Raw genomic sequence first — 26,721 nt, 5'->3', positions numbered from 1 at the left:
TCCCCTTCGTCTAGTGGCCTAGGACACCGCCCTTTCACGGCGGTAACAGGGGTTCGAGTCCCCTAGGGGACGCCATTTTTACCCGCGTCTTGCGGGAGTTGAAAGGCTCATCATTAGTTAGATGAGCCTTTTGTTTTACCTCGGGGCTATAGCTCAGCTGGGAGAGCGCCTGCATGGCATGCAGGAGGTCAGCGGTTCGATCCCGCTTAGCTCCACCAATCCGCCACGGTTCGTTTTGAACGTACCGGCACGAAGGTTAAAGTCCCCTTCGTCTAGTGGCCTAGGACACCGCCCTTTCACGGCGGTAACAGGGGTTCGAGTCCCCTAGGGGACGCCAATTTTTTACCCGCGTTTTGCGGGACTTATAAGGCTCATTCGCTTATTGAATGAGCCTTTTGTTTTTTTTGCCCTCCCAAAAAATAGCCCAGCCGATCAGCGGCTGCAGTTTCTGCTTGCCAGAAAATATTATGCGCATAATATGTTGTTCATAATATTTCGAGGTGCGCATGAACGATAAAAAAGCCAAAACCCGCGAACGTATCCTTGATGCTGCTCGCAGCGCGCTCATCCAGCACGGCCCCGCCGAGCCGAGCGTCAGCCAGGTAATGGGGGCTGCCGGGCTTACCGTAGGTGGGTTCTACGCGCATTTCGACAGCAAGGACGAGCTGATGCTCGAGGCCTTCAGCCAACTGCTTGCCGAGCGCCGCGCGCTGCTCGCCAGTGCTGACGCAAACCTCGACGGCGCAGCGCGACGCGCGTTGGTGGCGGCGTTCTACCTGTCGCGCAAACACCGCGATGCTCAGGTGCAAGCCTGCCCGATCCCCACTGCCCTCAGCGAACTCGCGCGTCTGCCCCAAGCTTTCCGCGACGTATTGGTCGAGCACATCGAGCTGATGACCGCGCAAATGGTCGACTCCCCGGAGGACATCGACAAGGCGCTTGCCGATTTCGCTCTCATGGTTGGCGGCCTGGCCGTCGCCCGTGCGCTGGGCGACGGCGAGTTGTCCGACCGTGTTCTGCGCGCCGCCAAAACGGCAGTTATCTGAACTGAAGCACCTTTTGGAGCATGACGATGGCTACCCTGACCTGGATTCGCGGCGTCAACGGCACCCTTGGCCACTTTGCCCCCGAACATATTGCCGGGCGTATGCGCCGCGCCTTCATGACGCCGCGTAACCTGCCGCCGAGGCAGTGGGAACTGCCTCTGTTAGCCACGGCCGAGCGTATTACCCTGCGCTTTGGCTTGTCGGCGCTGCGCTGGGGCCAGGGCCCTACGGTATTGCTGATGCATGGTTGGGAAGGGCGGCCGACCCAGTTTGCTGCGCTGATCGACACTTTGGTCGTGGCCGGGCACACCGTGGTGGCACTGGAAGGTCCAGCCCATGGCCGCTCTCCTGGGCAACAGGCGCATGTGGTGTTGTTTGCCCGAGCCCTGCTGGAGGCAGCGGCGGAGCTGCCGCCATTGCGCGCTGTGATCGGCCATTCGATGGGCGGCGCCAGTGTGTTGCTGGCATTGCAGTGGGGGCTGCGCGCAGAGGCTGCGGTGAGTATTGCCGCGCCTGCGCAACTGCTCGGGGTATTGCGCGGCTTTGCCCGGCACCTGGGCATGCCGGCGCGAGCGCGCGCCGCATTCATTCGCCAAGTGGAGCGCGATGTCGGGGTGCAGGTGGCGCGCCTTGATGTGAGCCGCTACCAGCTCGACCTTCCGGGGTTGGTGGTACACGCCGCTGATGATTCACTGGTGTCAGCCGGTGAGTCGCAGCTCATTCACAAGGCCTGGTTCGACAGCCAACTGATGCTGCTCGAAGAGGGCGGCCACCAGCGCGTGCTGGCCGACCCGCGCCTTGGCCAGGCGGTGCTTGAGTTGCTGGCGCGCGCCGTGCAGCGTGTCCGGCAAAGCGCCTGAGCATCCGTTACACTCTGCCCGTTGACTGACGCCGGGAGCGGGCATGAACTGGGATCTGGAAGCACCATTCGTTATCGACCTGCGCGTCGGCGGCGAAGACATCGATGGCCTTGGCCATGCCAACAATGCCGTGTACGTGACCTGGCTTGAGCGCTGCGCCTGGCGCCACTCGCAGCGTCTGGGCCTGGACCTTGCCGAATATCGCCGCCTGGACCGAGCGATGGCGGTAGTACGTCACGAAATCGATTACCTTGCAGCGGCGTACCAGGATGATGAATTGCAATTGGCCACCTGGATCGTCGATTGGGACATGCGCCTGCGCATGACCCGGCGCTTCCAGCTCAAGCGCCCAAGCGATGGCGTGACCCTGTTGCGCGCGCAAACCACCTTTGCCTGTATTGAACTGTCCACGGGCAAGCCCCGCCGGATGCCGGCCGAGTTCATCGAAGGTTATGCCCCGGCGCTGATCGGCAACTGAGCGCTGGCGAAACTTTGCTAGACTGCCGCCTTTTGCGCCCCGAGACCCTCAAATGCAAATTGCTCTGGCCCCGATGGAGGGGCTGGTCGACAACATCCTGCGTGATGTCCTCACTCGCGTGGGCGGCATCGACTGGTGCGTGACCGAGTTCATCCGCGTCTGCGACCGCCTGCTGCCTGAGTCCTCCTTCGACAAACTTGCACCCGAGCTGCGCCATGGCGCACGCACGGCGGCAGGCGTGCCGATGCGCGTGCAGTTGCTTGGCTCGGACCCGGTATGCCTGGCAGAAAACGCAGCCCTTGCCTGCGAGTTGGGGGCACCGGTGATCGACCTTAATTTCGGTTGCCCGGCCAAGACCGTGAACAAATCCCGTGGCGGGGCCGTGTTGCTCAAAGAGCCCGAGCTGCTGCATGCCATCGTGCGTGAAGTGCGTCGCCAGGTCCCTGCGCATATCCCGGTCACCGCAAAAATGCGCCTGGGCTTTGATAGCCCCGATGGCGCGCTGGACTGCGGCATCGCCTTGGCCGAAGGTGGCGCCGAGCACCTGGTGGTGCATGCCCGCACCAAGGTCGAAGGCTACAAGCCGCCAGCCCACTGGGAGTGGGTGGCGCGGGTGCAGGATGTGGTCAAGGTGCCGGTGTTCGCCAATGGTGAAATCTGGACCGTTGACGACTGGCGGCGTTGCCGCGAAGTCAGCGGCGCCGAGCACATCATGCTGGGCCGCGGGCTGGTATCGCGCCCAGACCTTGCCCTGCAGATTGCCGCTGCCCGCGATGGCCGTGACTACACGCCGATGAGCTGGGGCGAAATGCTGCCGTTGCTGCGCGAGTTCTGGCGGCAGGCCCAAGCCAAGTTGTCGCCGCGCTATGCGCCGGGGCGCATGAAACAGTGGGTAGCGATGCTGACCCGCGGTTATCCCGAGGCGGTCACCTTGTTCGCCGAACTGCGCCGCGAAGATGACTGCCAACGCATCAGCGCATTGCTGGGCGTGTCCGCGCTGCCGTTGCAGGCTTCGGTTGCCTGAAATTGCACCCCGAAAAAAATTTTGCAGGTGGGCCTTGAAAGCGTTTTGGCGGCCCCTATCTCTTTGAGTACGCGATGCCGAAGTCGGGTCGCGCAGTGACTTACTTGCTGATTCTCAGGAGTTTATGACTATGACTACTGCTTTCTCCCTCGCTCCACTGTTCCGTAATTCCGTGGGCTTCGACCGTTTCAACGACTTGTTCGAATCGGCCGCCCGCAATGAGGCAGGTAGCAGCTACCCGCCCTACAACGTGGAGAAACACGGCGAAGACAAGTATCGCATCGTGGTTGCCGCGGCAGGCTTCCAGGATCAGGACCTCGACTTGCAGGTCGAGAAGGGTGTTCTGACGGTTACCGGTGGCAAGCGCGAGAACGATACGGCCAATAGCGTCACTTATCTGCACCAGGGCATTGCCCAGCGCGCCTTCAAGCTGTCGTTCCGCCTGGCGGACCACATCGAGGTACAAGGCGCAGGTCTTGCCAACGGCCTGCTCAGCATCGAACTGCTGCGCATCGTGCCGGAAGAGGCCAAGGCCAAACGCATCCCTATCAACGGCGAAAAGCCTGCGCTGAATTAAGTTCGGTGGGATGCACAAAGAGGGCACCTTCGGGTGCCCTTTTTCATGCGCGTGTTTCAGTAGTCTGCTGGCGCTTCCAGCAACATTTGCCTGAACTCCAGCAATGGCAGGGGCCTGCTGTGCAGGTAGCCTTGGTAAAGGTGGCAGCCCAGCTGTTCCAGAAACTCCAGTTGCTCGGTCAGCTCGACCCCTTCGGCGATAACCGCTAGGTCAAGGCTGCGCGCCATGGCCACGATGGCGCGGACGATTTCGGCGTCGTTAGGGTCGATGGGGGCATCGCGCACGAAGGTCTGGTCGATCTTCAGGGCATCCACGGGCAGCCGCTTGAGGTAGGTCAACGACGAATAGCCAGTGCCAAAGTCGTCCATGGCAAAGCTCACCCCATAACGCTTGAGTTCGCGCATCTTGCTGATGGTGTCCTCAAGGTTCTGGATGACGATGCCTTCGGTGATCTCAAGCTTGAGCATGTGCCGGGGCAGGTGAAAGTCGTCCAGGCTGCGCAGCACCCGCGCGACGAAGTCGTTTTGGCGAAACTGGCGCGGGCTTATGTTTACGCACAGGCTGAAATCTTCGGCATCGATCAGCCCGTCGGCCAGCATGCGGGCGCAGGCATCGCAGGCTTCGTCGAGGATCCAGCTGCCAACTTCAAGAATCAGACCGCTTTCTTCCAGTACCTGAATGAACTGGGACGGCGCTTGCTGGCCCAGTTGCGGGTGGTGCCAGCGCAGCAGCACTTCGGCCCCGATGATGCGGTTTTCCCGCGCATCGACCTGGGGCTGGAAGTGCAGCGCAAGTTCCCCCCGGGCCAGGGCCATGCGCAGGTCGTTTTCCATGCGCAGGCGCTCGCTGGCGGCCTTTTGCATGGTTGTGTGGAACAGTTGCGTGGTGTTGCGCCCCGAATCCTTGGCGCGGTACAGCGCGATGTCGGCGCGCTTGAGCAGGTCAGCTGGGGTCACGCCGTGGTCCGGGATCAGCGCCACGCCAATACTGGGTGTTACCTGCAGGCGCTGGCCGTCCAGCGACATTGGCTCTGCCAGCAACTCGCGCAGGGTGTCTGCCAGCTCGCGCACCTTGCTCTCCACCAGTTCGCGGCTACCCTCCAGGCCACTGAGCAACACCACGAACTCATCGCCACCCAGGCGCGCCACGGTGTCTTCAAGACGTACGCTGGCCTCAAGGCGGGCGGTGATGATTTTCAGCACCGTGTCGCCCACCGGGTGGCCAAGCGAGTCGTTGATGTGCTTGAAGTGGTCCAGGTCGAGAAACAGCAGGGCGCCGCGCAGGTTGTGGCGCTTGAGCAGGGCGATCTGCTGGCTCAGGCGGTCCATCAGCAACGCGCGGTTGGGCAGGTTGGTCAGCGGGTCGTGGTAGGCGAGGTGGCGGATCTGCGCCTGGGCGTTCTTCAGCAGGCTCACATCGCGTGCGGTCAGCAGCAGGCAGTCGGTTTCGTTGAGGCTGATCGGCTCGACCGATACCTCGACGGTAAGAATATCGCCCTGCTTGTTGCGCCCGAGCATTTCCCGATGGTGCACCCGCCCGTGCTCACGCAGCTCGGTCAGCAACGCCGTGCGCTGCTTGTCGTCGGCCCAGATGCCGATATCGTGAACCGATTGCCCGATCACTTCATCGGCGCTATAGCCGGTCAGGCGGGTAAAACCGTCATTGATTTCCAGATACCGACCGCTCTCGCACTCGGTTATGGTGATGGCATCAGGGCTTGAATGAAACGCCTTGGCGAATTTTTCCTCGCTAGCCTTCAACGCAGCTTCGGCGCGCTGCTGCTGGGTGATGTCACGCAGGGTGGTGACGCTGCATGGCTGATTGTCGACACTGATCAGGCGACTGGAAATGACACACGTCAGCGGTGTGCCGTTACGATGATTGACGCCCACCGCGACGTTGCTCAACGCCTGTTCGCGGATCACCCGTTCGATGCGTTGGGCGCGTTCGACAGACTCAGCCCACAGGCCCAGCTGCTGGGCGGTATTGCCCAGCACCTGCTCGGCGGTCCAGCCAAAAGTCAGGCTGAACGCCGGGTTGATCTCGATGAACTGGCCGGTGTCCTGGCGAGTGACGAATATCGGGTCGGTACTGACCTGGAACAGGCTGGCGAACTTTTCTTCCGAGGCGCTCAGGCGCTGCTCGCGCTCTACCTGGTCGGTGATGTCGAGCAGAGTCCCGGCCATGCGCAGGGGGTTGCCTTGCTCGTCGCGGTAAAGCCGGGCTCGGCTTTCGATGTAGCGCGAGCCGCCGTTTTCCAGCTCTACCCGGTAGGTAATCTGGTAATTGCCCGCTGGCCCTTCGCGCAGGCTGCGGTAGGCGTGGCGCATGACCTCGCGCTCGTTCTCAGGCATGCCCTCGAAAAACGCTTCGAACGACTCGTGGAACGGCGCCGGGTCCAGGCCGTGCAACTGCGCCGCGCGGGCCGAGCCGTAAAGCATGCCACTTGGAATGTGCCAGTCCCAGGTGCCCAGCTGGGCGGAGTCCAGCGCCAGGTCCAGGCGCTCCTGGCTGTCTTTCAGGGCAAGCTCGGCGCGCTTGCGCTCGCTGGTGTCGACGAAAGTGCTGATCAGGTACGTGACGCCCTCAATTTCCACCCCCTGCGTGCACAGAATGCCATCGTGGACCTTGCCGCTGGTGGCGCGGAACTGCACCTCCATGGTCAGCGGCCCGCTGCCCCCGCGTGTGGCTTCAAGCACTTGGTGGCGCTGCTCGGGGTTGACCCACAAGCCCAGCTCGATGCTGGTCTTGCCGATCACCAGCGGCCCGGCCCAGCCGAACAGGTGTTCGAAGTGCTGGTTGACTTCAATGATCAACCCGTCGTGGCGGCGGGTCAGCAAGACCGCGTTGGGGCTCAGGTGAAACAGGGTGGCAAAGCGCTTTTCCGAGTTGATCAACGCGGTTTCCCGTTCCCGCTGCCGGGTTATCTCGCGGATCACGCCGATCATCTGCCGCCGCCCGTGGGCGTCGTGGGTGAGGCTGCCGTTTATCTCCAGCCAGTGCAGGCTGCCATCAGGCCAGCGGATGCGGTGGCGCATGGCCTGTTCGACGGGTTCACCGTTGACCACCGCCTGGAAAGCCTGGCGGGTGCGGGCGCGGTCCTCGTCAGGCAGCAGGTCGAGATAGTCGACATCGTTGGGCAATGCACGCTGTGGATCGAAACCGAATAGCGCCTGGGTGCCGCGCGACCAGCTGACCCTGCCGGTTTCGATGTCCCATAGCCAGGCGCCCAAGCGTGCGCCATTGAGTGCGGCCAGCAACTGCGGTGCGTTCTGCCAGGCCTGCTCGGAGGCTTGTGGGTCGGCAGCGGGTATGCGCGGCAGGCGCGGAAAACGGTTCGCTGATTTGGGCATCGGTACCAGACCTTTGGCGGATATCGCGTCCTTGTGGGGTAAGGCCGCCCAGGCTCCTTGTCAGGTAGCCCCGGCGTGGCTGTCGAGCAGGGCCATGAAGGCCCTGGCCGCGTTCGATAACGTGCGTTCGGTGTGCAGAATGTAGCCTAGCTGGCGCGACAGCTGTATGCCCGGCAGGGCGATGGGTGCCACCTGCTCATCGAGCATAGTCCGTGGCAGCACACTCCACGCCAGGCCAATGGAAACCATCATCTTGATGGTTTCGAGGTAATTGGTGCTCATGGCGATGTTCGGCGTCAGCCCCTGGCTTTCGAACAGCCGCTGCACAATATGGTGGGTAAAGGTATTGCCGCCGGGAAAGACCGCCGGATGGCGCGCCACATCTGCCAGGCTGACACCGCCAGTGCGCGCCAACGGATGCTCTGGGGCGGCGACGAAATCCAGCGCGTCGTCCCATACCGGGGTGGCGCGGACCAGGTGGTGAGGCTCTGGGGCAAGGGTGATTACGGCAATTTCTGCGCGGCCATGGAGAATTTCATCGTAGGCCGCTTCCGAATCCATGAACTGAATATCCAGCGCCACGGCCGGATACTGCCGGGTGAAAGCCCGAAGCAGCGGGGGCAGGCGGTGCAGGCCGATGTGGTGGCTTGTTGCCAGGGTCAGCCGACCACTCACCTGGCCAGTCAAATTGGTCAGTGCGCGTCGGGTATCATCAAGCACGTTGAGGATCTGATAGGCCCGTGGCAGCAGGGCCCGGCCGGCTTCGGTCAGGGTCACTTCCCGGCCCAGGCGGTCGAACAGGCGCACGTCCAGTTGTTGCTCAAGGCCGGCGATGCGCTTGCTGATGGCTGGCTGGGTCAGGTGCAGCCGTTCACCGGCCCCTGAAAAGCTTCCCGTCTCGGCAATCGCGATAAACGCACTAAGGTTGGCAAGATCCAAGGTTCAGATTCCTAATGGTTATGCAAAGCATGAAAATTATGAATTTGAGTTATTCAATCTATCGCCATAGCATCGTCCGTACAAGCCAAGGGGTCTTTGGCATAGAAAGACGCTGATGAGGAAACAGTCTGATGGCTGGCAAAACGCTCTACGACAAACTCTGGGACGCTCATGAAGTCAAGCGCCGTGATGACGGCTCTTCGCTGATCTACATCGACCGTCACATCATCCACGAAGTGACCTCGCCCCAGGCTTTCGAGGGCCTGCGCCTGGCCAGCCGCAAACCGTGGCGCATCGACACCAACATCGCCACCCCCGACCACAACGTGCCGACCACCCCGGAACGCAAGGGCGGTATCGAAGCCATCGCCGATGAAGTTTCGCGCCTTCAGGTGCAGACCCTCGACGAAAACTGCGACGAATACGGCATCGTCGAATTCAAGATGAACGACGAACGTCAGGGCATCGTGCACGTGATCAGCCCCGAGCAGGGCGCAACTTTGCCGGGCATGACCGTGGTCTGCGGTGACTCGCACACCTCCACCCACGGCGCATTCGGCGCACTGGCCCACGGCATCGGCACCTCCGAGGTTGAGCACGTGCTCGCCACCCAGTGCCTGGTCGCCAAAAAAATGAAGAACATGCTGGTGCGCGTCGAAGGCCAGTTGCCTGCAGGCGTTACCGCCAAGGACATCGTCCTGGCCGTAATCGGCAAGATCGGCACCGCCGGTGGCAACGGCCATGCCATGGAGTTCGCCGGCAGCGCCATTCGCGAGCTGTCGATGGAAGGCCGCATGACCATCTGCAACATGTCCATCGAGGCCGGTGCCCGGGTGGGCCTGGTCGCCACCGATGCCACCACCATCGCCTATGTAGAAGGCCGCCCGTACGCGCCTAAAGGCGAGCAGTGGAAGCTTGCAGTAGAAGCCTGGAAAGACCTGGTGTCTGACGACGACGCCGTGTTCGACACCGTTGTCGAGTTGGACGCTTCGCAAATCAAGCCGCAGGTGAGCTGGGGCACTTCGCCTGAAATGGTCCTGGCGGTCGATCAGCGCGTGCCGGACCCTGCTGCCGAAGCCGACCTGATCAAGCGCGGCTCCATCGAACGTGCCCTGAAGTACATGGGTTTGAGCGCTAACCAGGCGATCACCGACATCCGCCTTGATCGCGTGTTCATCGGTTCGTGCACCAACTCGCGCATTGAAGACCTGCGCGCTGCCGCCGAAATCGCCAAGGGCCGCAAGGTTGCCGCCAGCGTCAAGCAGGCCATCGTTGTGCCGGGCTCGGGCCTGGTCAAGGCTCAAGCCGAGCGTGAAGGGCTGGACAAAATCTTCCTCGAAGCCGGTTTTGAATGGCGTGAGCCTGGCTGCTCGATGTGCCTGGCCATGAACCCGGACCGCCTCGAAAGCGGCGAGCACTGCGCATCTACTTCCAACCGTAACTTCGAAGGCCGCCAGGGCGCCGGTGGCCGTACCCACCTGGTGAGCCCGGCCATGGCCGCCGCCGCCGCCGTAACCGGCCACTTCATCGATGTTCGCGAGTTGATCCAAGGGAGCGCAGCATGAAAGCCTTTACCCAGCACATTGGCCTCGTCGCGCCGTTGGATCGTGCCAACGTCGATACCGACCAGATCATCCCCAAGCAGTTTCTCAAGTCGATCAAACGCACAGGCTTTGGCCCCAATTTGTTCGACGAGTGGCGTTACCTGGATGTTGGCCAGCCGTACCAGGACAACAGCAAGCGCCCGCTCAACCATGACTTCGTGCTCAACCACGACCGTTACCAAGGTGCCAGCGTGTTGCTGGCGCGGGAAAACTTCGGTTGCGGTTCCAGCCGTGAGCATGCGCCGTGGGCCTTGGATGAGTACGGTTTCCGCAGTGTGATCGCGCCAAGCTTTGCCGACATCTTCTTCAACAACAGCTTCAAGAACGGCCTGTTGCCCATCATCCTTGACGCCGCTGAAGTAGACGAGCTGTTCAAGCAGGTCGAGGCCAACCCGGGTTACCAGTTGACCATCGACCTTGAAGCCCAGGCGGTGACCCGCCCGGACGGCAAAGTGCTGAAGTTCGAGATCGACGCATTCCGCAAGCACTGCCTGCTCAATGGCCTGGACGATATCGGCCTGACCCTGCAGGACCAGGAAGCCATCAAGGCTTTCGAAGGCAAGCATCGCGCAAGCCAGCCATGGCTGTTCCGCGACGCCTGAGCTGAACGCACTGACCCGGCCCCATACAAGGATTGAAGCCATGACCAGCAGCACCCACAACGACGTGGTCCAACGCCAGTTCGGCGAGCAGGCCAATGCCTACCTGAGCAGCGCCGTGCATGCCCAAGGCCGCGAGTTTGCGCTGCTGCAGGAAGCATTGGCAGGGCGGGGCGATGCGCGTGTGCTGGACCTGGGTTGCGGTGCCGGGCATGTCAGTTTCCATGTGGCGCCACAGGCTGGCGAAGTGGTGGCTTATGACCTGTCGCAGTCGATGCTCGATGTGGTCGCAGCTGCGGCCGATGCGCGCGGTCTTGCCAACATCCGCACCGAATGTGGCGCTGCCGAGCATCTGCCGTTTGCCGATCAGTCGTTCGACTTTGTCTTCAGCCGTTATTCGGCGCACCACTGGAGCGACCTGGGTCTGGCCCTGCGCGAGGTGCGCCGGGTGCTCAAGCCGGGTGGGGTGGCAGCGTTCATCGACGTGATGTCGCCGGGCAGCCCGTTGCTCGACACTTACTTGCAAAGCGTCGAGTTGCTGCGCGACACCAGCCATGTGCGCGACTACAGCGTCGCCCAATGGCAGCGTCTGGTCAGCGAAGCCGGCTTGCACGTCACTGGCCACAGTCGCCAGCGCCTGCGTCTTGAATGGCAGTCGTGGGTCGAGCGCATGCGCACCCCTGAAGCGCTGCGCGTAGCCATACGCCAGTTGCAGCAAGCCATGGGCGAGGAAGTACGGCAGTATTACCAGATTGAAGCCGATGGTTCGTTCAGCACTGACGTGCTGGTGCTTTGGGCTGAACGTTGATTATCTACGGTGTGGCCGAACCGGCCGCACCGCTTGAATGAATAGAGGAAAGCATGAGCAAGCAGATTCTGATTCTCCCAGGCGATGGTATTGGCCCGGAAATCATGGCCGAAGCGGTCAAGGTACTGGAGCTGGCCAACGACAAGTTCCAGCTTGGTTTCAGCCTGGCCCATGATGTGATCGGCGGCGCAGCCATCGACAAGCACGGCGTACCGCTGGCTGACGAAACCCTCGAGCGCGCGCGCAAGGCCGACGCCGTGCTGCTGGGCGCCGTGGGTGGCCCGAAGTGGGACAAGATCGAGCGCGATATCCGCCCGGAGCGCGGCCTGCTGAAAATCCGTTCGCAACTGGGCCTGTTCGCCAACCTGCGTCCAGCTATTCTCTATCCGCAACTGGCGGACGCATCCTCGCTCAAGCCAGAAATCGTTTCTGGCCTGGACATCCTCATCGTCCGTGAACTCACCGGCGGCATTTACTTTGGTGCTCCGCGCGGTCAGCGCGAGCTCGAAGGCGGCGAGCGCCAGGCTTACGACACCCTGCCGTACAGCGAAAGCGAAGTGCGCCGCATCGCTCGCGTCGGCTTCGACATGGCCCGTGTGCGCGGCAAGAAGCTGTGCTCGGTCGACAAGGCCAACGTACTGGCCTCCAGCCAACTGTGGCGTGAAGTGGTCGAAGAAGTGGCAAAGGACTACCCGGATGTGGAGCTGAGCCACATGTACGTGGACAACGCCGCCATGCAGTTGGTCCGCGCACCGAAGCAGTTCGACGTTGTAGTGACTGACAACATGTTCGGCGACATCCTGTCCGATGAAGCCTCCATGCTCACCGGCTCCATTGGCATGCTGCCGTCGGCGTCGCTGGATGCCGACAACAAGGGTATGTACGAGCCTTGCCACGGCTCGGCACCGGACATTGCCGGGCAGGGCATTGCCAACCCGCTGGCGACCATTCTGTCGGTGTCGATGATGCTGCGTTACAGCTTCAACCAGGTGGCCGCTGCCGAAGCGATCGAACGGGCGGTAAGCCTGGTCCTGGACCAGGGCCTGCGCACGGGTGATATCTTCTCGTCGGGTTGCCGCAAGGTTGGTACGCAGGAAATGGGCGATGCAGTAGTCGCAGCGCTGCGGAATCTGTAATCTCTCTGGCCCGCCACCACTAACTCCCGGTGGCGGCCCACTTTTTAGCAAAGGTGTAGTTGCGATGAAACGTGTAGGTCTGATCGGTTGGCGTGGAATGGTCGGTTCCGTGCTCATGCAGCGGATGCTCGAAGAGCAGGACTTCGATCTGATCGAGCCGGTGTTCTTTACCACTTCCAATGTGGGCGGCCAGGGGCCGAACGTGGGCAAGGACATTGCCCCGCTCAAGGATGCCTACAACATCGACGAGCTCAAGACCCTCGATGTCATCCTGACTTGCCAGGGCGGCGACTACACCAACGAAGTCTTCCCCAAGCTGCGCGAAGCCGGCTGGCAGGGCTACTGGATCGACGCGGCCTCGTCACTGCGCATGCAGGATGATGCGGTGATCGTACTAGACCCGGTCAACCGCAAGGTGATCGACCAGCAGCTGGACGCCGGTACCAAGAACTACATCGGCGGCAACTGCACCGTCAGCCTGATGCTGATGGGCCTGGGTGGCTTGTTCGAAGCAGGTCTGGTGGAATGGATGAGCGCCATGACCTATCAGGCAGCCTCCGGCGCCGGTGCGCAGAACATGCGCGAGCTGATCCGTCAGATGGGCGCAACCCACGCCGCTGTCGCCGACGACCTGGCCAACCCGGCCAGCGCCATCCTCGATATCGACCGCAAGGTTGCCGAAGCCATGCGCGGCGAGGCGTTCCCTACCGAAAACTTCGGCGTGCCGCTGGCTGGCAGCCTGATCCCGTGGATCGACAAAGAGCTGCCGAACGGTCAAAGCCGTGAAGAATGGAAAGCCCAGGCCGAGACCAACAAGATCCTCGGTCGCTTCAAAAGCCCGATCCCGGTCGACGGTATCTGCGTGCGCATCGGCGCCATGCGTTGCCACAGCCAGGCATTGACCATCAAGCTGAACAAGGACGTGCCGCTGGCCGATATCGAAGGCATGATCAGCCAGCACAACCCATGGGTGAAGCTGGTGCCGAACCAGCGCGAGGCCACCATGCAGGAGCTGAGCCCGGCGCGTGTTACCGGCACCCTGAACGTGCCGGTCGGTCGTCTGCGCAAGCTGAACATGGGCTCGCAGTACCTGGGCGCATTCACGGTCGGCGACCAACTGCTGTGGGGTGCTGCCGAACCGCTGCGCCGCATGCTGCGGATTCTGCTGGAGCGCTGATTGCCCAGGGTTGATCCTTAGCTCTGCCGAGCCCGCGCCGCGAAAGTGGCGCGGGCTTTTTATTGGGCGGGGCAGCAACGCTGCGCGCTGCCCTATCTCCCGCCCGGTAATCCAAGTAAAGTGCCGCTCCCGCGCCGTCCCCCCGAAGCAGAAGGACCCAAGCCATGACCGTACCGCTAGATATCGCCGTAGTTGGCGCCACCGGCAACGTAGGCGAAGCACTCGTGCAGATCCTCGAAGAGCTGAGCTTTCCGGTTGCCACCCTGCATCTGCTGGCCAGCATGGAATCAGCGGGCAGCAGCGTGATGTTCGCCGGCAAGAAGATCAAGGTTCGCGAGGTCGACAGTTTTGACTTTGCCCAGGCAAAACTGGTGTTTTTCGCTGCAAGCCCCGCCGTTAGCCGTAGCTTCGCGCCCAAGGCCCAGGCTGCCGGCTGTGCCGTTATCGACTTGTCCGGTGCGCTCGATGGCGCGTACGCCGTGGTGCCAGAGGCCAATGCAGAGCGCGCGGGCCAGTTGCCGCAGCCGGCAGTGATCACGAGCCCCACCGCAGGTGCCGTGGCCCTGGCCGTTGCGCTGGCGCCGCTCAAAGGGCTACTTGATATCGAGCGCATCCAGGTCAATGCCTGCCTGGCGGTATCGGCTCAGGGTAAAGAAGCCGTTGGTGAGCTGGCCCGGCAGACCGCCGAGCTGCTCAACGCTCGCCCATTGGAGCCGCGCATCTTTGACCGCCAGGTGGCGTTCAACCTGCTGGCGCAGGTCGGCACGCCAGACGAGCAGGGCCATACTGGTGTTGAACGGCGCCTGGTCAGCGAACTGCGCCAACTGCTGGGCCTGCCAGACCTGAAGATTTCGGTCACCTGCATTCAAGTCCCGGTGTTTTTCGGCGATAGCTTCAGTGTGGCGGTGCAGAGCCGTTGCCCGGTGGATCTGGCAGCCGTCAGCCGCGCTCTGGACAGCGCCGCCAGCGTGGAGTTGGTCGAATCCGGCGATTATCCGACCCCGGTCGGTGACGCAGTGGGGCAGGACGTGGTCTATGTTGGACGTGTACGCCGTGGAATCGATGAGGATGAACAGCTCAATCTCTGGCTGACCACCGACAATGTGCGCAAAGGTGGGGCGCTCAACGCTGTGCAAGTGGCGCAATTGTTGATTAAACACATGGCGTAAAAGATACTGGCCAGTAATTTTGTCCTACACCGCAACAGGTTTTTTGGGACGGTTCATACAAGGGAAGAGTTCATGCTTCGAATTCGCAAACTGGTTTTGGCTATCGCGGCCGCCTCGGCACTGTCGTCGGGCGTCGCGAACGCGCTGGGGTTGGGGGAGCTGACCTTGAAGTCGGCGCAGAACCAGCCGCTGGATGCCGAGATCGAACTGCTCGACGTGCGCGACCTCGCCGCCACCGAAATGGCCCCAAGCCTCGCTTCGCCAGAAGATTTCGCCAAGGCCGGCGTGGCATTGCCTGCCTACCTTGAGGACCTGACCTTCACCCCAGTGATCAACCCCAACGGCCGCAGTGTGCTGCGGGTAACCTCCAGCAAGCCGCTGCCGGAACCTGTGATCAAGTTCCTGGTGCAGGTGATGTGGCCCCAGGGCCGCCTGTTGCGTGACTACAATGTGCTGCTCGACCAGGCTCAGGCCCAGGACAGCAAGGCCGCCCAGGCCAACATCGCCCCGGCGGTCAGCGCGGGCAGCTACACCACCAAGCGTCGCGATACGCTCTGGCAGATCGCCGCGCGCAATACCCAGGGTGGTACCGTCCAGCAGACCATGCTGGCAATCCAGGCGCTGAACCCCGACGCCTTCATTGGCAACAACATCAACCAACTGAAGGTCGGCCAGGTGCTGCGCCTGCCTGACCAGCAGCAGGTGCAGAGCATTGCGCGCCCTGAAGCCAACCGCGAAGTGGCCGAGCAATACGCCGCCTGGCGTGAAGGCCGGCGTCTCGGCCCGCGTGCCCGTCAGCTCGACGCCACGCGTCGCGGCGAGGCGGGCGCTACGCCCTCGCGCATCGCCCAGGGCGACAATTTGAAGCTGGTTTCGCCTGGTGGCAAAGGCGCTGCCGGCGAAGCCAAGACGTTGAACGACAAGCTGGCGGTGGCTCAGGAAAGCCTCGATACCAGTCGTCGTGACAACGACGAACTGAAAAGCCGCATGACCGACCTGCAGAGCCAGTTGGACAAGCTGCAGCGCCTGATCGACCTGAAAAACGACCAGTTGGCGCGCCTGGAGGCGCAGGGGGCTGCTGCGCCTGCCGCACAAACGCCGCCGGCTGCATTGCCGGGGGAACCTGTGCCCGCGCAACCTGCGGTCAATGCCCAATTGACCCCTGCCGAGCCTGTGGTAGCGCCTGCGCCGGCCGCGGCCGACACCGCGCCAGTGGTTACCGAGGAGCCCGCTGCGCAAGCGCCGAGCATGCTCGATCAATTGCTTGGCAACCCGCTGCTGCTGGCGCTGATCGCAGGTTCCGCGTTCCTGGTGCTGTTGCTGCTGTTGCTGCTGTTGGCGCGCAAACGCAAGGCCGACCAGGAGGCTGAAAAGCACCTGCGCATGGCACGCGCGCTTTCCGAGGAGGGCGATCGCGGCCCTGATCTGGAGCTGCCCGCCGACAGTTTCGGTGACCTGGAAATCGCCGCGCCGACCGTCAGCCTGTCGCCTGCCGTGGTCGCAGCGTCTGCGGCTGCCGCTACTGCCGCTGAAAAGCCCCAGGCCGCGCCTGCTCCGGCAGTCGACCCGCGCGCCGCGCTGTTTGCTGAAGTTGACGAGAGCCTGGCCCGTGGCCGCCTGAACCACGCTGCCGACCTGCTTGAGGCGGCGGTGGCTTCGGAGCCCCAGCGTAGCGACCTGCGCCTGAAACTGATGGAAGTGTACGCACGCCAAGGTGATCAGGATGCCTTCGTTGTGCAGGAGCGCAAGTTGGCGCCGAGCCCGCAGACCGAAGCTGAAGTCGCCTCGCTTAAAGAACGCTTCCCGGCCATGCTGGGTGTGGCGGCAGTGGCCGTGGCCGCTGGCAGTGCTGCGCTGGCTTCGGGCCTTGATGAACAGTATGTCCAAGAGCTGCTGCAAGAACCCGAGCCGCAAGCTGCGCCGGAGCCCGAGCCGCAACTGGCGCCTGAGCCTGAGCCGGTTGTAGAGCTTGAGCCTGAGCCGTCCCTGGAAGACATCGATCTGAACAGCGACTTTGACCTGAGCCTGGATGACGATCTGCCGGTAGACGATGCCTTCGATCTGCCTGTGCTGGACGAGCCTGCGCCGGTCGCAGCCGCTGAGCCCGTGCAAGCGGCCCCGGCAATTGCCGAAACCGACGCCGACGACGACTTCGAAGCGCTGCTGGCCCAGGCGCAAGCCCAATCCGCGCCCGCCGAAGTTGACGATCTGGCGGATTTCGACCTGGATATCGCTGAACCCGCTGCTGGCGGCAGCGATGCGCCGGTGGATGTCGCCGCTGAACTGGCAGCGTTCGAGGCAATGCCTGAGTTCGACCCTATGTCCGAGCTTGAGCTGCCGCAAGACTTCGACCTGTCGCTGTCGCTGGACGACGATTCGCCGGCGGCGCAGAACTTCGCCTCGGAACTCGACGACGTCAACGCAGAGCTCGACAAGCTGTCGCAGAACCTCGAAACCCCGTCGCTTGAGCCGCAGTTCACTGCCGAAGATGCAGCGCTTGACCCAGAGCCGCTGGACGACCTGGACTTCGACTTCTTCTCCGGCACCGATGAAGTGGCGACCAAGCTGGACCTGGCCCGCGCCTACATCGACATGGGCGACCACGATGGCGCCCGCGACATCCTCGACGAAGTGGTCAAGGACGGCGACGACACCCAGCGCCTGGAAGCCAGCGACATGCTCTCGCGCCTGGTCTAAGCCCTCGCGGGGCCTGTCGGCGGCTTCAGGGTAGAACCTGGAGCAGTCGGCAGGCCCTGATCGTTTCGGCTGTAGCAAGGTTTGCCGGTATACTTCCCGCCTTTCGTGACTGCATCAGGTTTTCCCCTTTTGGATATCATCGATACCGCCGCCGCCGAATCGGCTGCCGAAGGCTTCTCCCGCATCGCCCTGGGGGTGGAATACAAAGGTGCCCGCTATCGCGGCTGGCAGCGCCAGAGCAGTGGTGTGCCCAGCGTCCAGGAAGCGCTGGAGAAAGCCTTGTCGAAGGTGGCCAACGAGCCCATCAGCGTGCTGTGCGCCGGGCGCACCGATGCCGGCGTGCATGGTTGCGGGCAGGTCGTGCACTTCGATACCCGCGCTGTGCGTGACGAGCGCGCCTGGACCTTGGGCAGCAACTACAACCTGCCCCACGACATCAGCGTGGTCTGGTCGCGGCCCATGCCTGCGCACTTCCATGCGCGCTTCAAGGCCACCGCCCGGCGCTACCGCTACGTCATCTACAACGACCCTATCCGCCCGGCGCACATGGCCGAGGAAGTGACCTGGAACCACCGCCCGCTGGATGTCGAGCGCATGGCCCTGGCCGCGCAGTATCTGCTGGGCACCCACGACTTCAGCGCATTTCGCGCCAGCCAGTGCCAGGCCAAATCGCCGATCAAGCATATCTATCACCTGCGCGTGACCCGTCATGGCCAGATGATCGTACTGGACGTGCGCGCCACCGCCTTCCTGCACCACATGGTGCGCAACATTGCCGGTGTGCTGATGACCATTGGTGCCGGCGAGCGCCCGGTGGAGTGGGCGCGTCAGGTGCTGGAGGGGCGCAACCGCCGCGAGGGCGGGGTGACTGCGCATCCATACGGGTTGTATCTGGTGCAAGTGGAGTATCCACCGGAGTACCCACTGCCTGAGCGTTACATTGGCCCACACTTTCTTGGCGGATACGAGGGTTTGGCGGACTGACGCAGCAAAGGTCATTTGCTAACATCCGCCCCCTTACCGATCACTCAAGGTTCGCCACCCATGAGCAACGTTCGCAGCAAGATCTGCGGCATCACCCGCATCGAAGACGCCCTGGCGGCAGTCGAGGCTGGCGCTGATGCGCTGGGCTTTGTGTTCTACGCCAAGAGCCCGCGCGCCGTAGATGTGCGCCAGGCGCGGGCGATCATCGCCGAGCTGCCGCCGTTCGTGACTACGGTCGGGTTGTTCGTCAATGCCTCGCGCTGCGAGCTCAACGAGATCCTCGAAGTGGTCCCGCTGGACCTGCTACAGTTCCACGGCGATGAAACCCCGGCTGACTGCGAAGGCTATCATCGGCCCTGGATCAAAGCCCTGCGGGTTCGCCCAGGCGATGACCTGGAAGCCGCATGCCGCTACTATGCAGGCGCTCGGGGCATTCTGCTCGATACCTTCGTTGCCGGCGTTCCGGGCGGTACTGGTGAAGCCTTCGACTGGTCGCTGGTACCGGCAACGCTGAGCAAGCCGATCATCCTTGCAGGCGGCCTTTCGGCCAGCAACGTGGCCCAGGCCATCGCCCAGGTGCGGCCTTACGCGGTCGATGTCAGCGGTGGGGTAGAGCAAGCCAAGGGCATCAAGGATGCCGCCAGGATTGCCGCCTTCATGCAGGCTGTGAGGCAGGCTTGAGGGCGGATGTGACGGCTGGCCGCGCGCCATCGTCCATAGCTTTCGCAGCCCGATGCGGCCAGGCAGCGCCTGAGGCGCGCATCGGCGTAAATATTGGAGGTGGCGCGGCAGGTGGTAAAACCACTGCCGGGCCATCGTCGTTTCAAAGCAGAATTTGAGCTCAAGGGCTGGGCCAGGCGCACAACGCCTGTTCCCGGCCAATACTGGAGAAAGAAAGCATGAGCAACTGGTTGGTAGACAAACTGATCCCTTCGATCATGCGTTCCGAGGTGAAGAAAAGCTCGGTTCCCGAAGGTCTGTGGCACAAATGCCCGTCCTGCGAGGCCGTGCTGTACCGTCCGGAGCTGGAAAAGACCCTCGATGTCTGCCCTAAGTGCAACCACCACATGCGCATTGGCGCCCGTGCGCGTATCGACATCTTCCTCGACAAGGACGGCCGCGCCGAGCTGGGTGCCGACCTTGAGCCAGTCGACCGTCTGAAATTCCGTGACGGCAAGAAGTACAAGGACCGCCTGACCGGCGCGCAGAAGCAGACCGGCGAAAAAGACGCGCTGATTTCCATGAGCGGCACCCTCATGGGCCTGCCGGTTGTGGTCAGTGCCTTCGAGTTCTCGTTCATGGGCGGCTCGATGGGCGCTATCGTTGGTGAGCGTTTCGTACGTGCCGCCAACTATGCGCTCGAGCACCGTTGCCCGATGATCTGCTTCTCGGCCTCGGGCGGTGCGCGCATGCAGGAAGCCCTGATCTCGCTGATGCAGATGGCCAAGACCTCGGCGGTGCTGGCACGTCTGCGCGAAGAAGGCATTCCGTTCATCTCGGTGCTGACCGACCCGGTCTACGGCGGCGTATCGGCAAGCCTGGCAATGCTCGGCGATGTCATCGTCGGCGAGCCCAAGGCACTGATCGGCTTTGCTGGCCCGCGCGTTATCGAGCAGACCGTGCGTGAAAAACTGCCAGAAGGTTTCCAGCGCAGCGAGTTCCTGCTGGAGCACGGCGCGATCGACCTGATCATCTCCCGTGACGAGCTGCGTCCGCGCCTGGCGCGCCTGCTGGCACAGATGACTGGCCAGGCAACCCCGGCAGAAGCCAAAGAAGTCGCTGCGGTCGCGTGATGAACCCGCGCAGCCTGGGCGAGTGGCTCGCCTACCTCGAACAACTGCACCCCTCGGCCATCGACATGGGCCTGGCTCGCTCGCAACAGGTGCTGTCGCGTCTGGCGCTGGGCGCGCTGGCACCCCGGGTGGTCACGGTGACCGGCACCAATGGCAAGGGCTCGACCTGCGCTTTTGTGGCTGCGTTGCTGCGGGCGCAGGGGCTCAAGGTTGGGGTGTACAGCTCGCCGCATTTGCTGCGCTACAACGAACGGGTGCTCATTGACGGCGTTGAAGCCAGCGATCAGCAGCTGTGCGAAGCCTTCGCAGCCGTGGAGGCTGCGCGAGGCGAAGTTTCACTTACCTATTTCGAAATGGGCACCCTGGCCGCGTTCTGGCTGTTCAAACAGTCGGCACTCGATGCCGTGGTGCTCGAAGTCGGCCTGGGCGGCCGCCTGGATACCGTCAACCTGGTCGATGCCGATAGCTCGCTGGTGACCAGCATTGGTGTGGACCACATCGATTACCTGGGTGATACCCGCGAGTCAGTCGCCTTCGAGAAGGCCGGTATTTTCCGCCAGGGCAAGCCTGCCTTGTGCGGCGACCTCGATCCGCCACAGCCGCTGCTCGACAAAGCGCGCGAGCTGGCTTGCCCGTTGTTCCTGCGCGGGCGCGATTTCGACCTGTCGAGCACGGATACGCACTGGCACTGGCGCGGTAGCACAGGTGATGGCGCGGTGGTCGAGCTGCATGATCTGCCGTTGCTCGACTTGCCAATGGAAAACGCGGCCCTGGCCTTGCAGGCATACCTGCTGACCGGCTTGCCATGGGATGCCGGGCAGGTTCGCCAGGCACTGCTGGAGACGCGTATTACCGGTCGCCTCGACCGCCGTGTGGTGCAGTTCGCCGGCAAGTCGGTGCAGTTGCTGCTGGACGTCGGGCACAACCCGCACGCGGCCCAGTACCTGGCCCAGCGCCTGGCAACTCGCCCAGTCAAGGGGCGGCGCCTGGCGGTGTTCGGGCTGCTGGCCGACAAGGACCTCGACGGCGTGCTGGCCCCGCTTGCGGGCCTTGTCGACGACTGGGCAGTGGCGCCCCTTGATACGCCACGCAGCCGCCCGGCTGAGGACCTTGCGCAGGCCTTGACGAACCTTGGTGCGACAGTGAAGTCTCACCCAAGCGTCGATGCTGCCCTTGAAGGGCAGTGTGCCAAGGCGACGGCGGATGATCAGGTCCTGCTGTTTGGTTCGTTTTTCTGCGTCGGCGAGGCTCTGGCCTGGCTCGAACGACAGGCCCTCGAGGATGGAGTAGATGGCAGTGCTGGATAAAGGGATGAAACAGCGCATGGTCGGTGCGCTGGTGCTGGTGGCGCTGGCGGTGATTTTCCTGCCGATGCTGTTTACCCGTGAGGACGAGATGCGCCAGGTGCGTGTCGAGGCGCCGCAGGCACCGGCCATGCCGAGCCTGCCGCAAGTGCAGGTCGAGCCGGTCCAGGTGCCCGAGCCTGCGCCTGTGGTGGTGCAGGAAGACCAGCCGCCCGTGGTGGTTGATGAGTCGACCGCACCGGCCAGCACGCCAAGCCAGCCCATTACCCCCTCGCCGCAGGTTCAGGCCCAGGCGCAGCCCAAACCGCAGACACCAGTGCCTGCGCCTAAGGTCGAAGCTCGCCCGGCACCGGCTGCCAAGCCTGCCGCGCCTGCCAAGATAGACGTAAATGGCCTGCCGGTCAGCTGGTCAATCCAGTTGGCCAGCCTGTCCAATCGTGCAGGTGCCGACAACCTGCAGAAAACCCTGCGCAGCCAAGGCTACAACGCCTACATTCGATCGGCCGATGGCATGAACCGGGTGTTCGTCGGGCCACTGATCGAGCGCGCCGAGGCCGAGCGTCTGCGTGATGTGATCAACCGCCAGCAGAACCTCAAAGGTTTCGTGGTGCGTTTCCAGCCTGAGCGCGGCTAGCTGCCGCAGGCCGTTAGTGGCCTGGGTGGGGCTGATTCCAAGGGTAAAGCTGTCCCCGGAGTCAGCCTGCAGCCCTTCAACGACGTGACATTCCGCTTACCCCCGGCCCGCCGCTCTGCTAAAATGCGCCGCCTCAAACGTCGGCAGGCACACCGTGGCATTTACCTGGGTTGATTGGGCGATCATCGCGATCATCGCCATTTCCTCATTGATCAGTCTCAAGCGCGGCTTCGTCAAGGAAGCCTTGTCACTGCTCATCTGGATAGTCGCAGGCGCAGTTGCCTGGATGTTTGGCGGCTCTCTGGCGCAATACCTGGAAAGCTACATCCAGACGCCATCGGCCCGCGTCATCGCCGGTTGCGCCATTCTTTTCGTCGCCACCTTGCTGGTGGGGGCTATGCTCAATTTCCTTATCGGCGAGCTGATTCGAGTGACCGGGCTGTCCGGCACCGACCGTTTCCTCGGCATGGCCTTCGGCGCCGCCAGGGGCGGGCTGCTGGTGGTAGTGGCCGTCGGGCTGCTTAGCCTGGGCCCGGTACAACAGGATCCGTGGTGGCAGGAATCTCGCCTGATACCACAATTTCTATTGGTCGCAGACTGGTCAAAAAACCTGATTCTGGGGTTCACCGGCCAGTGGATGTCCAGTGGGGTCAGCGCACCCGTTGACCTTCCGTTCAAGGAACAGCTGCTCGGGCCAACCAAGCCCTGAGTGCTTTTCAATCAAGTTTCATCAAAGTAGGGGTTGCGTCGCATGTGTGGCATCGTCGGTATCGTCGGTAAGTCGAACGTCAATCAGGCGCTGTATGACGCGCTTACGGTCCTCCAGCACCGCGGCCAGGACGCTGCCGGTATCGTGACCAGCCATGACGGCCGGTTGTTCCTGCGCAAGGATAATGGCCTGGTGCGCGACGTCTTCCAGCAGCGCCACATGCAGCGCCTGGTCGGCAGTATGGGCATTGGCCATGTGCGTTATCCAACCGCGGGCAGCTCGACCTCGGCCGAGGCCCAGCCGTTCTACGTCAACTCGCCGTATGGCATCACCCTGGCGCACAACGGCAACCTGACCAACGTGGAGCAGCTGGCCAAGGAGATCTACGAGTCGGATCTGCGTCACGTCAACACCAACTCGGACTCCGAAGTGCTGCTGAACGTGTTCGCCCATGAGCTGGCCGTGCGCGGCAAGCTGCAGCCGACCGAAGAAGACGTGTTTGCCGCCGTTTCCCACGTGCACAGCCGTTGCGTCGGTGGCTACGCGGTGGTGGCGATGATCACCGGCTACGGTATCGTCGGTTTCCGCGACCCTAACGGCATCCGCCCGGTGGTGTTCGGCCAGCGTCATACCGACGAAGGCGTCGAATACATGATTGCCTCGGAAAGCGTGGCTTTGGACGTGCTCGGGTTCACCCTGATCCGCGACCTGGCGCCAGGCGAAGCGGTTTACATCACTGAAGAAGGCCAGCTTAAAACCAAACAGTGCGCCGATGCGCCTAAGCTGCAGCCGTGCATTTTCGAACACGTCTACCTGGCCCGCCCAGACTCGATCATCGACGGTGTTTCGGTCTACAAGGCGCGTTTGCGCATGGGCGAAAAACTCGCCGACAAGATCATGCGCGAGCGCCCTGAGCACGATATCGACGTGGTCATCCCGATCCCGGACACCAGCCGCACCGCAGCGCTGGAGCTGGCTAACCACCTGGGTGTGAAGTTCCGCGAAGGCTTCGTCAAGAACCGCTACATCGGCCGTACCTTCATCATGCCTGGCCAGGCTGCACGCAAAAAATCCGTGCGCCAGAAGCTCAACGCCATCGAGCTTGAGTTCCGCGGCAAGAACGTGATGCTGGTGGACGACTCCATCGTGCGCGGCACCACCTGCAAGCAGATCATCCAGATGGCCCGCGAAGCCGGCGCCAAGAATGTCTACTTCTGCTCCGCGGCCCCCGCGGTGCGTTACCCCAACGTCTACGGCATCGACATGCCGAGCGCTCACGAACTGATCGCCCACAACCGTACCACTGATCAAGTGGCCGAGTTGATAGGCGCCGACTGGCTGATCTATCAGGACCTCCCGGACCTGATCGAATCGGTCGGTGGCGGCAAGATCAAGATCGAGCATTTCGATTGCGCAGTGTTCAACGGTGAGTACGTCACCGGCGATATCGATGAGGCCTACCTGGACCGCATCGAACAAGCCCGTAACGACCTCGCCAAGGTCAAGACTCAGGCAGTCAGCGCGATCATCGACCTCTATAACAACTGATTGGGAGCGACGGCATGACGGATCAATGGGATGCCGGGCGACTGGACAGTGACCTCGAGGGTGTCGGCTTCGACACCCTGGCGGTACGCGCCGGTCAGAACCGTACACCGGAGGCCGAGCACAGCGAAGCGCTGTTCCTGACCTCCAGCTATGTCTTCCGCACGGCTGCCGATGCCGCCGCGCGTTTTGCTGGCGAAACGCCGGGTAACGTCTACTCGCGTTACACCAACCCCACCGTACGCGCCTTCGAAGAGCGCCTGGCGGCCATGGAAGGCGCCGAGCAGGCCGTCGCCACCTCTACCGGCATGGCGGCTATTCTCGCCATAGTCATGTCGCTGTGCAGCGCGGGCGACCACGTGCTGGTGTCGCAGAGCGTGTTTGGCTCGACCATCAGCCTGTTCGAAAAGTACCTCAAGCGCTTCGGCCTGCAGGTGGACTACGTGCCACTGGTCGAGCTCGCAGGCTGGCAAGCGGCCATCAGGGCCAATACCAAGCTGCTGATTCTCGAGTCGCCGTCCAACCCGCTGGCCGAACTTGTCGATATCGCCGCCTTGGCCGAGATTGCCCACGCCCGTGGCGCGATGCTGGTGGTGGACAACTGCTTCAGTACCCCGGCCTTGCAGCAGCCGCTCAAACTGGGTGCGGATATCGTGTTCCACTCGGCGACCAAGTTCATCGACGGCCAGGGCCGTTGCATGGGCGGCGTGGTGGCTGGGCGTGCCGAACAGATGAAAGAAGTGGTTGGGTTCCTGCGCACCGCAGGCCCGACGCTTAGCCCGTTCAACGCCTGGATCTTCACCAAGGGCCTGGAAACGCTCAAGCTGCGCATGCGTGCGCACTGCGAGAGCGCCCAGGCCTTGGCCCAGTGGCTTGAGCAGCAAGAGGGCATCGAGAAGGTGCACTACGCCGGCCTGCCAAGCCACCCGCAGCACCAACTGGCCAAGCGCCAGATGAGCGGCTTCGGTGCGGTGGTCAGCTTCGAGGTCAAGGGCGGCAAAGAGGGCGCCTGGCGCTTCATCGATGCCACCCGGGTGATTTCGATCACCACCAACCTGGGTGACAGCAAGACCACCATCGCCCACCCGGCGACCACCTCCCATGGCCGTTTGACGCCACAGGAACGTGAAGCGGCGGGTATCCGCGACAGCCTGATCCGCGTTGCCGTGGGCTTGGAAGACGTCGCCGACCTGCAGGCGGACCTCGCCCGTGGGCTGGCGGTACTGTGATGGAAATCCGCGGCGCTGCGCCAGGCCATAACGGTCGGGTAGCTCTGGTTACCGGTGCCGCCCGCGGTATCGGCCTGGGCATCGCCGCCTGGTTGATTTGTGAAGGTTGGCAGGTGGTGCTGAGCGATCTAGATCGCCAGCGCGGCGCCAGGGTGGCCAAGGCGTTGGGGGACAACGCCTGGTTCATCACCATGGATGTCGCTGATGAGGCGCAGGTCAGCGCCGGGGTCTCCGAGGTGCTTGGCCAGTTTGGCCGGCTGGATGCGCTGGTATGCAACGCAGCCGTGGCCAACCCGCACAATCAGACGCTGGAGAGCTTGTCGCTGGCGCAATGGAACCGGGTGCTTGCGGTCAACCTCAATGGCCCAATGCTGCTGGCCAAGCACTGCGCCCCGTATCTGCGTGCCCATGGCGGTGCGATCGTCAACCTCACCTCGACCCGCGCACGGCAATCAGAGCCTGATACCGAGGCCTATGCCGCGAGCAAGGGCGGGTTGATGGCGCTGACCCACGCCTTGGCCATGAGCCTCGGCCCGGAGATCCGGGTCAATGCCGTGAGCCCGGGCTGGATCGATGCCCGTGACCCCTCCCAGCGCCGCGCCGAGCCCCTGACCGATGCTGACCACGCGCAGCATCCGACGGGCAGGGTAGGGACGGTCGAAGATGTAGCCGCGTTGGTAGCCTGGCTGCTGTCGCGCCAGGCAGGCTTCGTCACTGGCCAGGAGTTTGTGGTCGACGGCGGCATGACCCGCAAGATGATCTACGCCTGAACCGCTAGCTTTCAGCTACAAGCAGCAAGAAGGGGCCGTGAGGTCCCTTTGTCGTATCTTGCGGGCGGGACACACGCTTTTTCTTGCAGCTCGAAGCTAGCCCCTTGCAGCTATTTTTAAAAAAACTTCAATGGGGCTATTGACTTAGCATCGGTACCTGCGTAAATTTCGCGGCCTCAGCGAAGCAAACGCAACAAGCAACATCGCGGGGGTGATTAGCTCAGCCGGGAGAGCATCTGCCTTACAAGCAGAGGGTCGGCGGTTCGATCCCGTCATCACCCACCAC

At 62.8% G+C, this 26,721-nt stretch carries 23 protein-coding genes and 3 tRNA genes; 24 read left to right on the top strand and 2 right to left on the bottom strand.

Annotated elements, in window-relative coordinates; translation table 11 throughout:
• The first annotated feature begins 142 nt into the window (after positions 1 to 142).
• From HU720_RS18030 to HU720_RS18000, 7 genes are all read left to right on the top strand, one after another.
• Positions 143 to 218: transfer RNA gene (locus HU720_RS18030), tRNA-Ala, on the top strand.
• 43 nt (positions 219 to 261) lie between these two features.
• Positions 262 to 337, top strand: a tRNA-Glu gene (locus HU720_RS18025).
• A gap of 169 nt (positions 338 to 506) precedes the next feature.
• Positions 507 to 1,046 (top strand): TetR/AcrR family transcriptional regulator, encoded by a 540-nt coding sequence (locus HU720_RS18020; RefSeq protein ID WP_186521336.1) that lies wholly within the window; start codon positions 507 to 509, stop codon positions 1,044 to 1,046.
• Between the two features lie 26 nt (positions 1,047 to 1,072).
• A complete protein-coding gene (locus HU720_RS18015; protein ID WP_186521334.1) occupies positions 1,073 to 1,906 on the top strand; it encodes an alpha/beta fold hydrolase in 834 nt (277 codons plus the stop codon).
• Between the two features lie 43 nt (positions 1,907 to 1,949).
• Positions 1,950 to 2,384: a thioesterase family protein gene (locus HU720_RS18010; RefSeq protein ID WP_186521332.1), complete on the top strand. Its 435-nt coding sequence runs from the start codon at positions 1,950 to 1,952 to the stop codon at positions 2,382 to 2,384.
• A gap of 52 nt (positions 2,385 to 2,436) precedes the next feature.
• Entirely contained in the window at positions 2,437 to 3,408 is a 972-nt protein-coding gene (locus HU720_RS18005; RefSeq protein ID WP_186521330.1) for a tRNA-dihydrouridine synthase, read from the top strand.
• Positions 3,409 to 3,538: 130 nt separating this feature from the next.
• On the top strand, positions 3,539 to 3,985 hold the full coding sequence (locus tag HU720_RS18000; protein WP_186521328.1) for an Hsp20 family protein: 447 nt from the start codon (positions 3,539 to 3,541) through the stop codon (positions 3,983 to 3,985).
• Between the two features lie 56 nt (positions 3,986 to 4,041).
• Here the strand turns inward: HU720_RS18000 and HU720_RS17995 are convergent, their stop codons facing one another.
• Complete coding sequence (locus HU720_RS17995) at positions 4,042 to 7,338, bottom strand: PAS domain S-box protein (protein ID WP_186521326.1); 3,297 nt, start codon at positions 7,336 to 7,338, stop codon at positions 4,042 to 4,044.
• Between the two features lie 60 nt (positions 7,339 to 7,398).
• On the bottom strand, positions 7,399 to 8,277 hold the full coding sequence (locus tag HU720_RS17990; protein ID WP_186521325.1) for a LysR family transcriptional regulator: 879 nt from the start codon (positions 8,275 to 8,277) through the stop codon (positions 7,399 to 7,401).
• Between the two features lie 131 nt (positions 8,278 to 8,408).
• Between HU720_RS17990 and leuC the strand changes: the two genes are divergently transcribed.
• From leuC to HU720_RS17905, 17 genes are all read left to right on the top strand, one after another.
• Positions 8,409 to 9,842: a 3-isopropylmalate dehydratase large subunit gene (gene leuC, locus HU720_RS17985; RefSeq protein WP_186521323.1), complete on the top strand. Its 1,434-nt coding sequence runs from the start codon at positions 8,409 to 8,411 to the stop codon at positions 9,840 to 9,842.
• The gene (gene leuD / locus HU720_RS17980) at positions 9,839 to 10,483 is read left to right on the top strand and encodes a 3-isopropylmalate dehydratase small subunit (RefSeq protein WP_186521321.1); all 645 of its coding nucleotides are present in this window, start codon (positions 9,839 to 9,841) and stop codon (positions 10,481 to 10,483) included. Before leuC ends, leuD begins: the two co-directional genes overlap by 4 nt.
• A gap of 40 nt (positions 10,484 to 10,523) precedes the next feature.
• A complete protein-coding gene (locus tag HU720_RS17975; RefSeq protein ID WP_186521319.1) occupies positions 10,524 to 11,288 on the top strand; it encodes a class I SAM-dependent methyltransferase in 765 nt (254 codons plus the stop codon).
• A 53-nt stretch (positions 11,289 to 11,341) separates the two neighbouring features.
• The gene (gene leuB, locus HU720_RS17970; RefSeq protein ID WP_186521317.1) at positions 11,342 to 12,424 is read left to right on the top strand and encodes a 3-isopropylmalate dehydrogenase; all 1,083 of its coding nucleotides are present in this window, start codon (positions 11,342 to 11,344) and stop codon (positions 12,422 to 12,424) included.
• A 64-nt stretch (positions 12,425 to 12,488) separates the two neighbouring features.
• A complete protein-coding gene (asd, locus tag HU720_RS17965; protein WP_186521315.1) occupies positions 12,489 to 13,601 on the top strand; it encodes an aspartate-semialdehyde dehydrogenase in 1,113 nt (370 codons plus the stop codon).
• 164 nt (positions 13,602 to 13,765) lie between these two features.
• Positions 13,766 to 14,770, top strand: a complete 1,005-nt coding sequence (locus tag HU720_RS17960) for an aspartate-semialdehyde dehydrogenase (RefSeq protein WP_186521313.1) — start codon at positions 13,766 to 13,768, stop codon at positions 14,768 to 14,770.
• Positions 14,771 to 14,842: 72 nt separating this feature from the next.
• Entirely contained in the window at positions 14,843 to 17,467 is a 2,625-nt protein-coding gene (locus HU720_RS17955; RefSeq protein WP_186521311.1) for a FimV/HubP family polar landmark protein, read from the top strand.
• A gap of 129 nt (positions 17,468 to 17,596) precedes the next feature.
• Positions 17,597 to 18,451: a tRNA pseudouridine(38-40) synthase TruA gene (gene truA, locus HU720_RS17950; protein ID WP_186521309.1), complete on the top strand. Its 855-nt coding sequence runs from the start codon at positions 17,597 to 17,599 to the stop codon at positions 18,449 to 18,451.
• A gap of 60 nt (positions 18,452 to 18,511) precedes the next feature.
• Positions 18,512 to 19,132 (top strand): phosphoribosylanthranilate isomerase, encoded by a 621-nt coding sequence (locus tag HU720_RS17945; protein ID WP_186521307.1) that lies wholly within the window; start codon positions 18,512 to 18,514, stop codon positions 19,130 to 19,132.
• 218 nt (positions 19,133 to 19,350) lie between these two features.
• Positions 19,351 to 20,244, top strand: a complete 894-nt coding sequence (accD, locus tag HU720_RS17940; RefSeq protein ID WP_186521305.1) for an acetyl-CoA carboxylase, carboxyltransferase subunit beta — start codon at positions 19,351 to 19,353, stop codon at positions 20,242 to 20,244.
• The gene (gene folC / locus HU720_RS17935; protein WP_186521303.1) at positions 20,244 to 21,551 is read left to right on the top strand and encodes a bifunctional tetrahydrofolate synthase/dihydrofolate synthase; all 1,308 of its coding nucleotides are present in this window, start codon (positions 20,244 to 20,246) and stop codon (positions 21,549 to 21,551) included. Before accD ends, folC begins: the two co-directional genes overlap by 1 nt.
• Positions 21,535 to 22,182, top strand: coding sequence for an SPOR domain-containing protein (locus HU720_RS17930; RefSeq protein ID WP_186521301.1), 648 nt, complete (start codon positions 21,535 to 21,537; stop codon positions 22,180 to 22,182). The genes folC and HU720_RS17930 overlap by 17 nt, the downstream gene beginning before the upstream one ends.
• Before the next feature lie 154 nt (positions 22,183 to 22,336).
• Entirely contained in the window at positions 22,337 to 22,891 is a 555-nt protein-coding gene (locus HU720_RS17925) for a CvpA family protein (protein WP_186521299.1), read from the top strand.
• Positions 22,892 to 22,933: 42 nt separating this feature from the next.
• Positions 22,934 to 24,439, top strand: coding sequence for an amidophosphoribosyltransferase (purF, locus tag HU720_RS17920; RefSeq protein WP_186521297.1), 1,506 nt, complete (start codon positions 22,934 to 22,936; stop codon positions 24,437 to 24,439).
• Between the two features lie 14 nt (positions 24,440 to 24,453).
• Positions 24,454 to 25,665 (top strand): O-succinylhomoserine sulfhydrylase, encoded by a 1,212-nt coding sequence (locus HU720_RS17915; protein ID WP_186521296.1) that lies wholly within the window; start codon positions 24,454 to 24,456, stop codon positions 25,663 to 25,665.
• The gene (locus tag HU720_RS17910) at positions 25,665 to 26,435 is read left to right on the top strand and encodes an SDR family oxidoreductase (protein ID WP_186521294.1); all 771 of its coding nucleotides are present in this window, start codon (positions 25,665 to 25,667) and stop codon (positions 26,433 to 26,435) included. Before HU720_RS17915 ends, HU720_RS17910 begins: the two co-directional genes overlap by 1 nt.
• Before the next feature lie 209 nt (positions 26,436 to 26,644).
• Positions 26,645 to 26,720, top strand: a tRNA-Val gene (locus tag HU720_RS17905).
• The last annotated feature ends 1 nt before the right edge of the window (position 26,721 follow it).

It is taken from the genome of Pseudomonas sp. SWRI51 (assembly GCF_014268825.1).
Lineage (GTDB): Bacteria > Pseudomonadota > Gammaproteobacteria > Pseudomonadales > Pseudomonadaceae > Aquipseudomonas > Aquipseudomonas farsensis.
The sequence above is the reverse complement of the archived record's forward strand: the minus strand, read 5'-3'. Positions and strand labels throughout refer to the sequence as shown.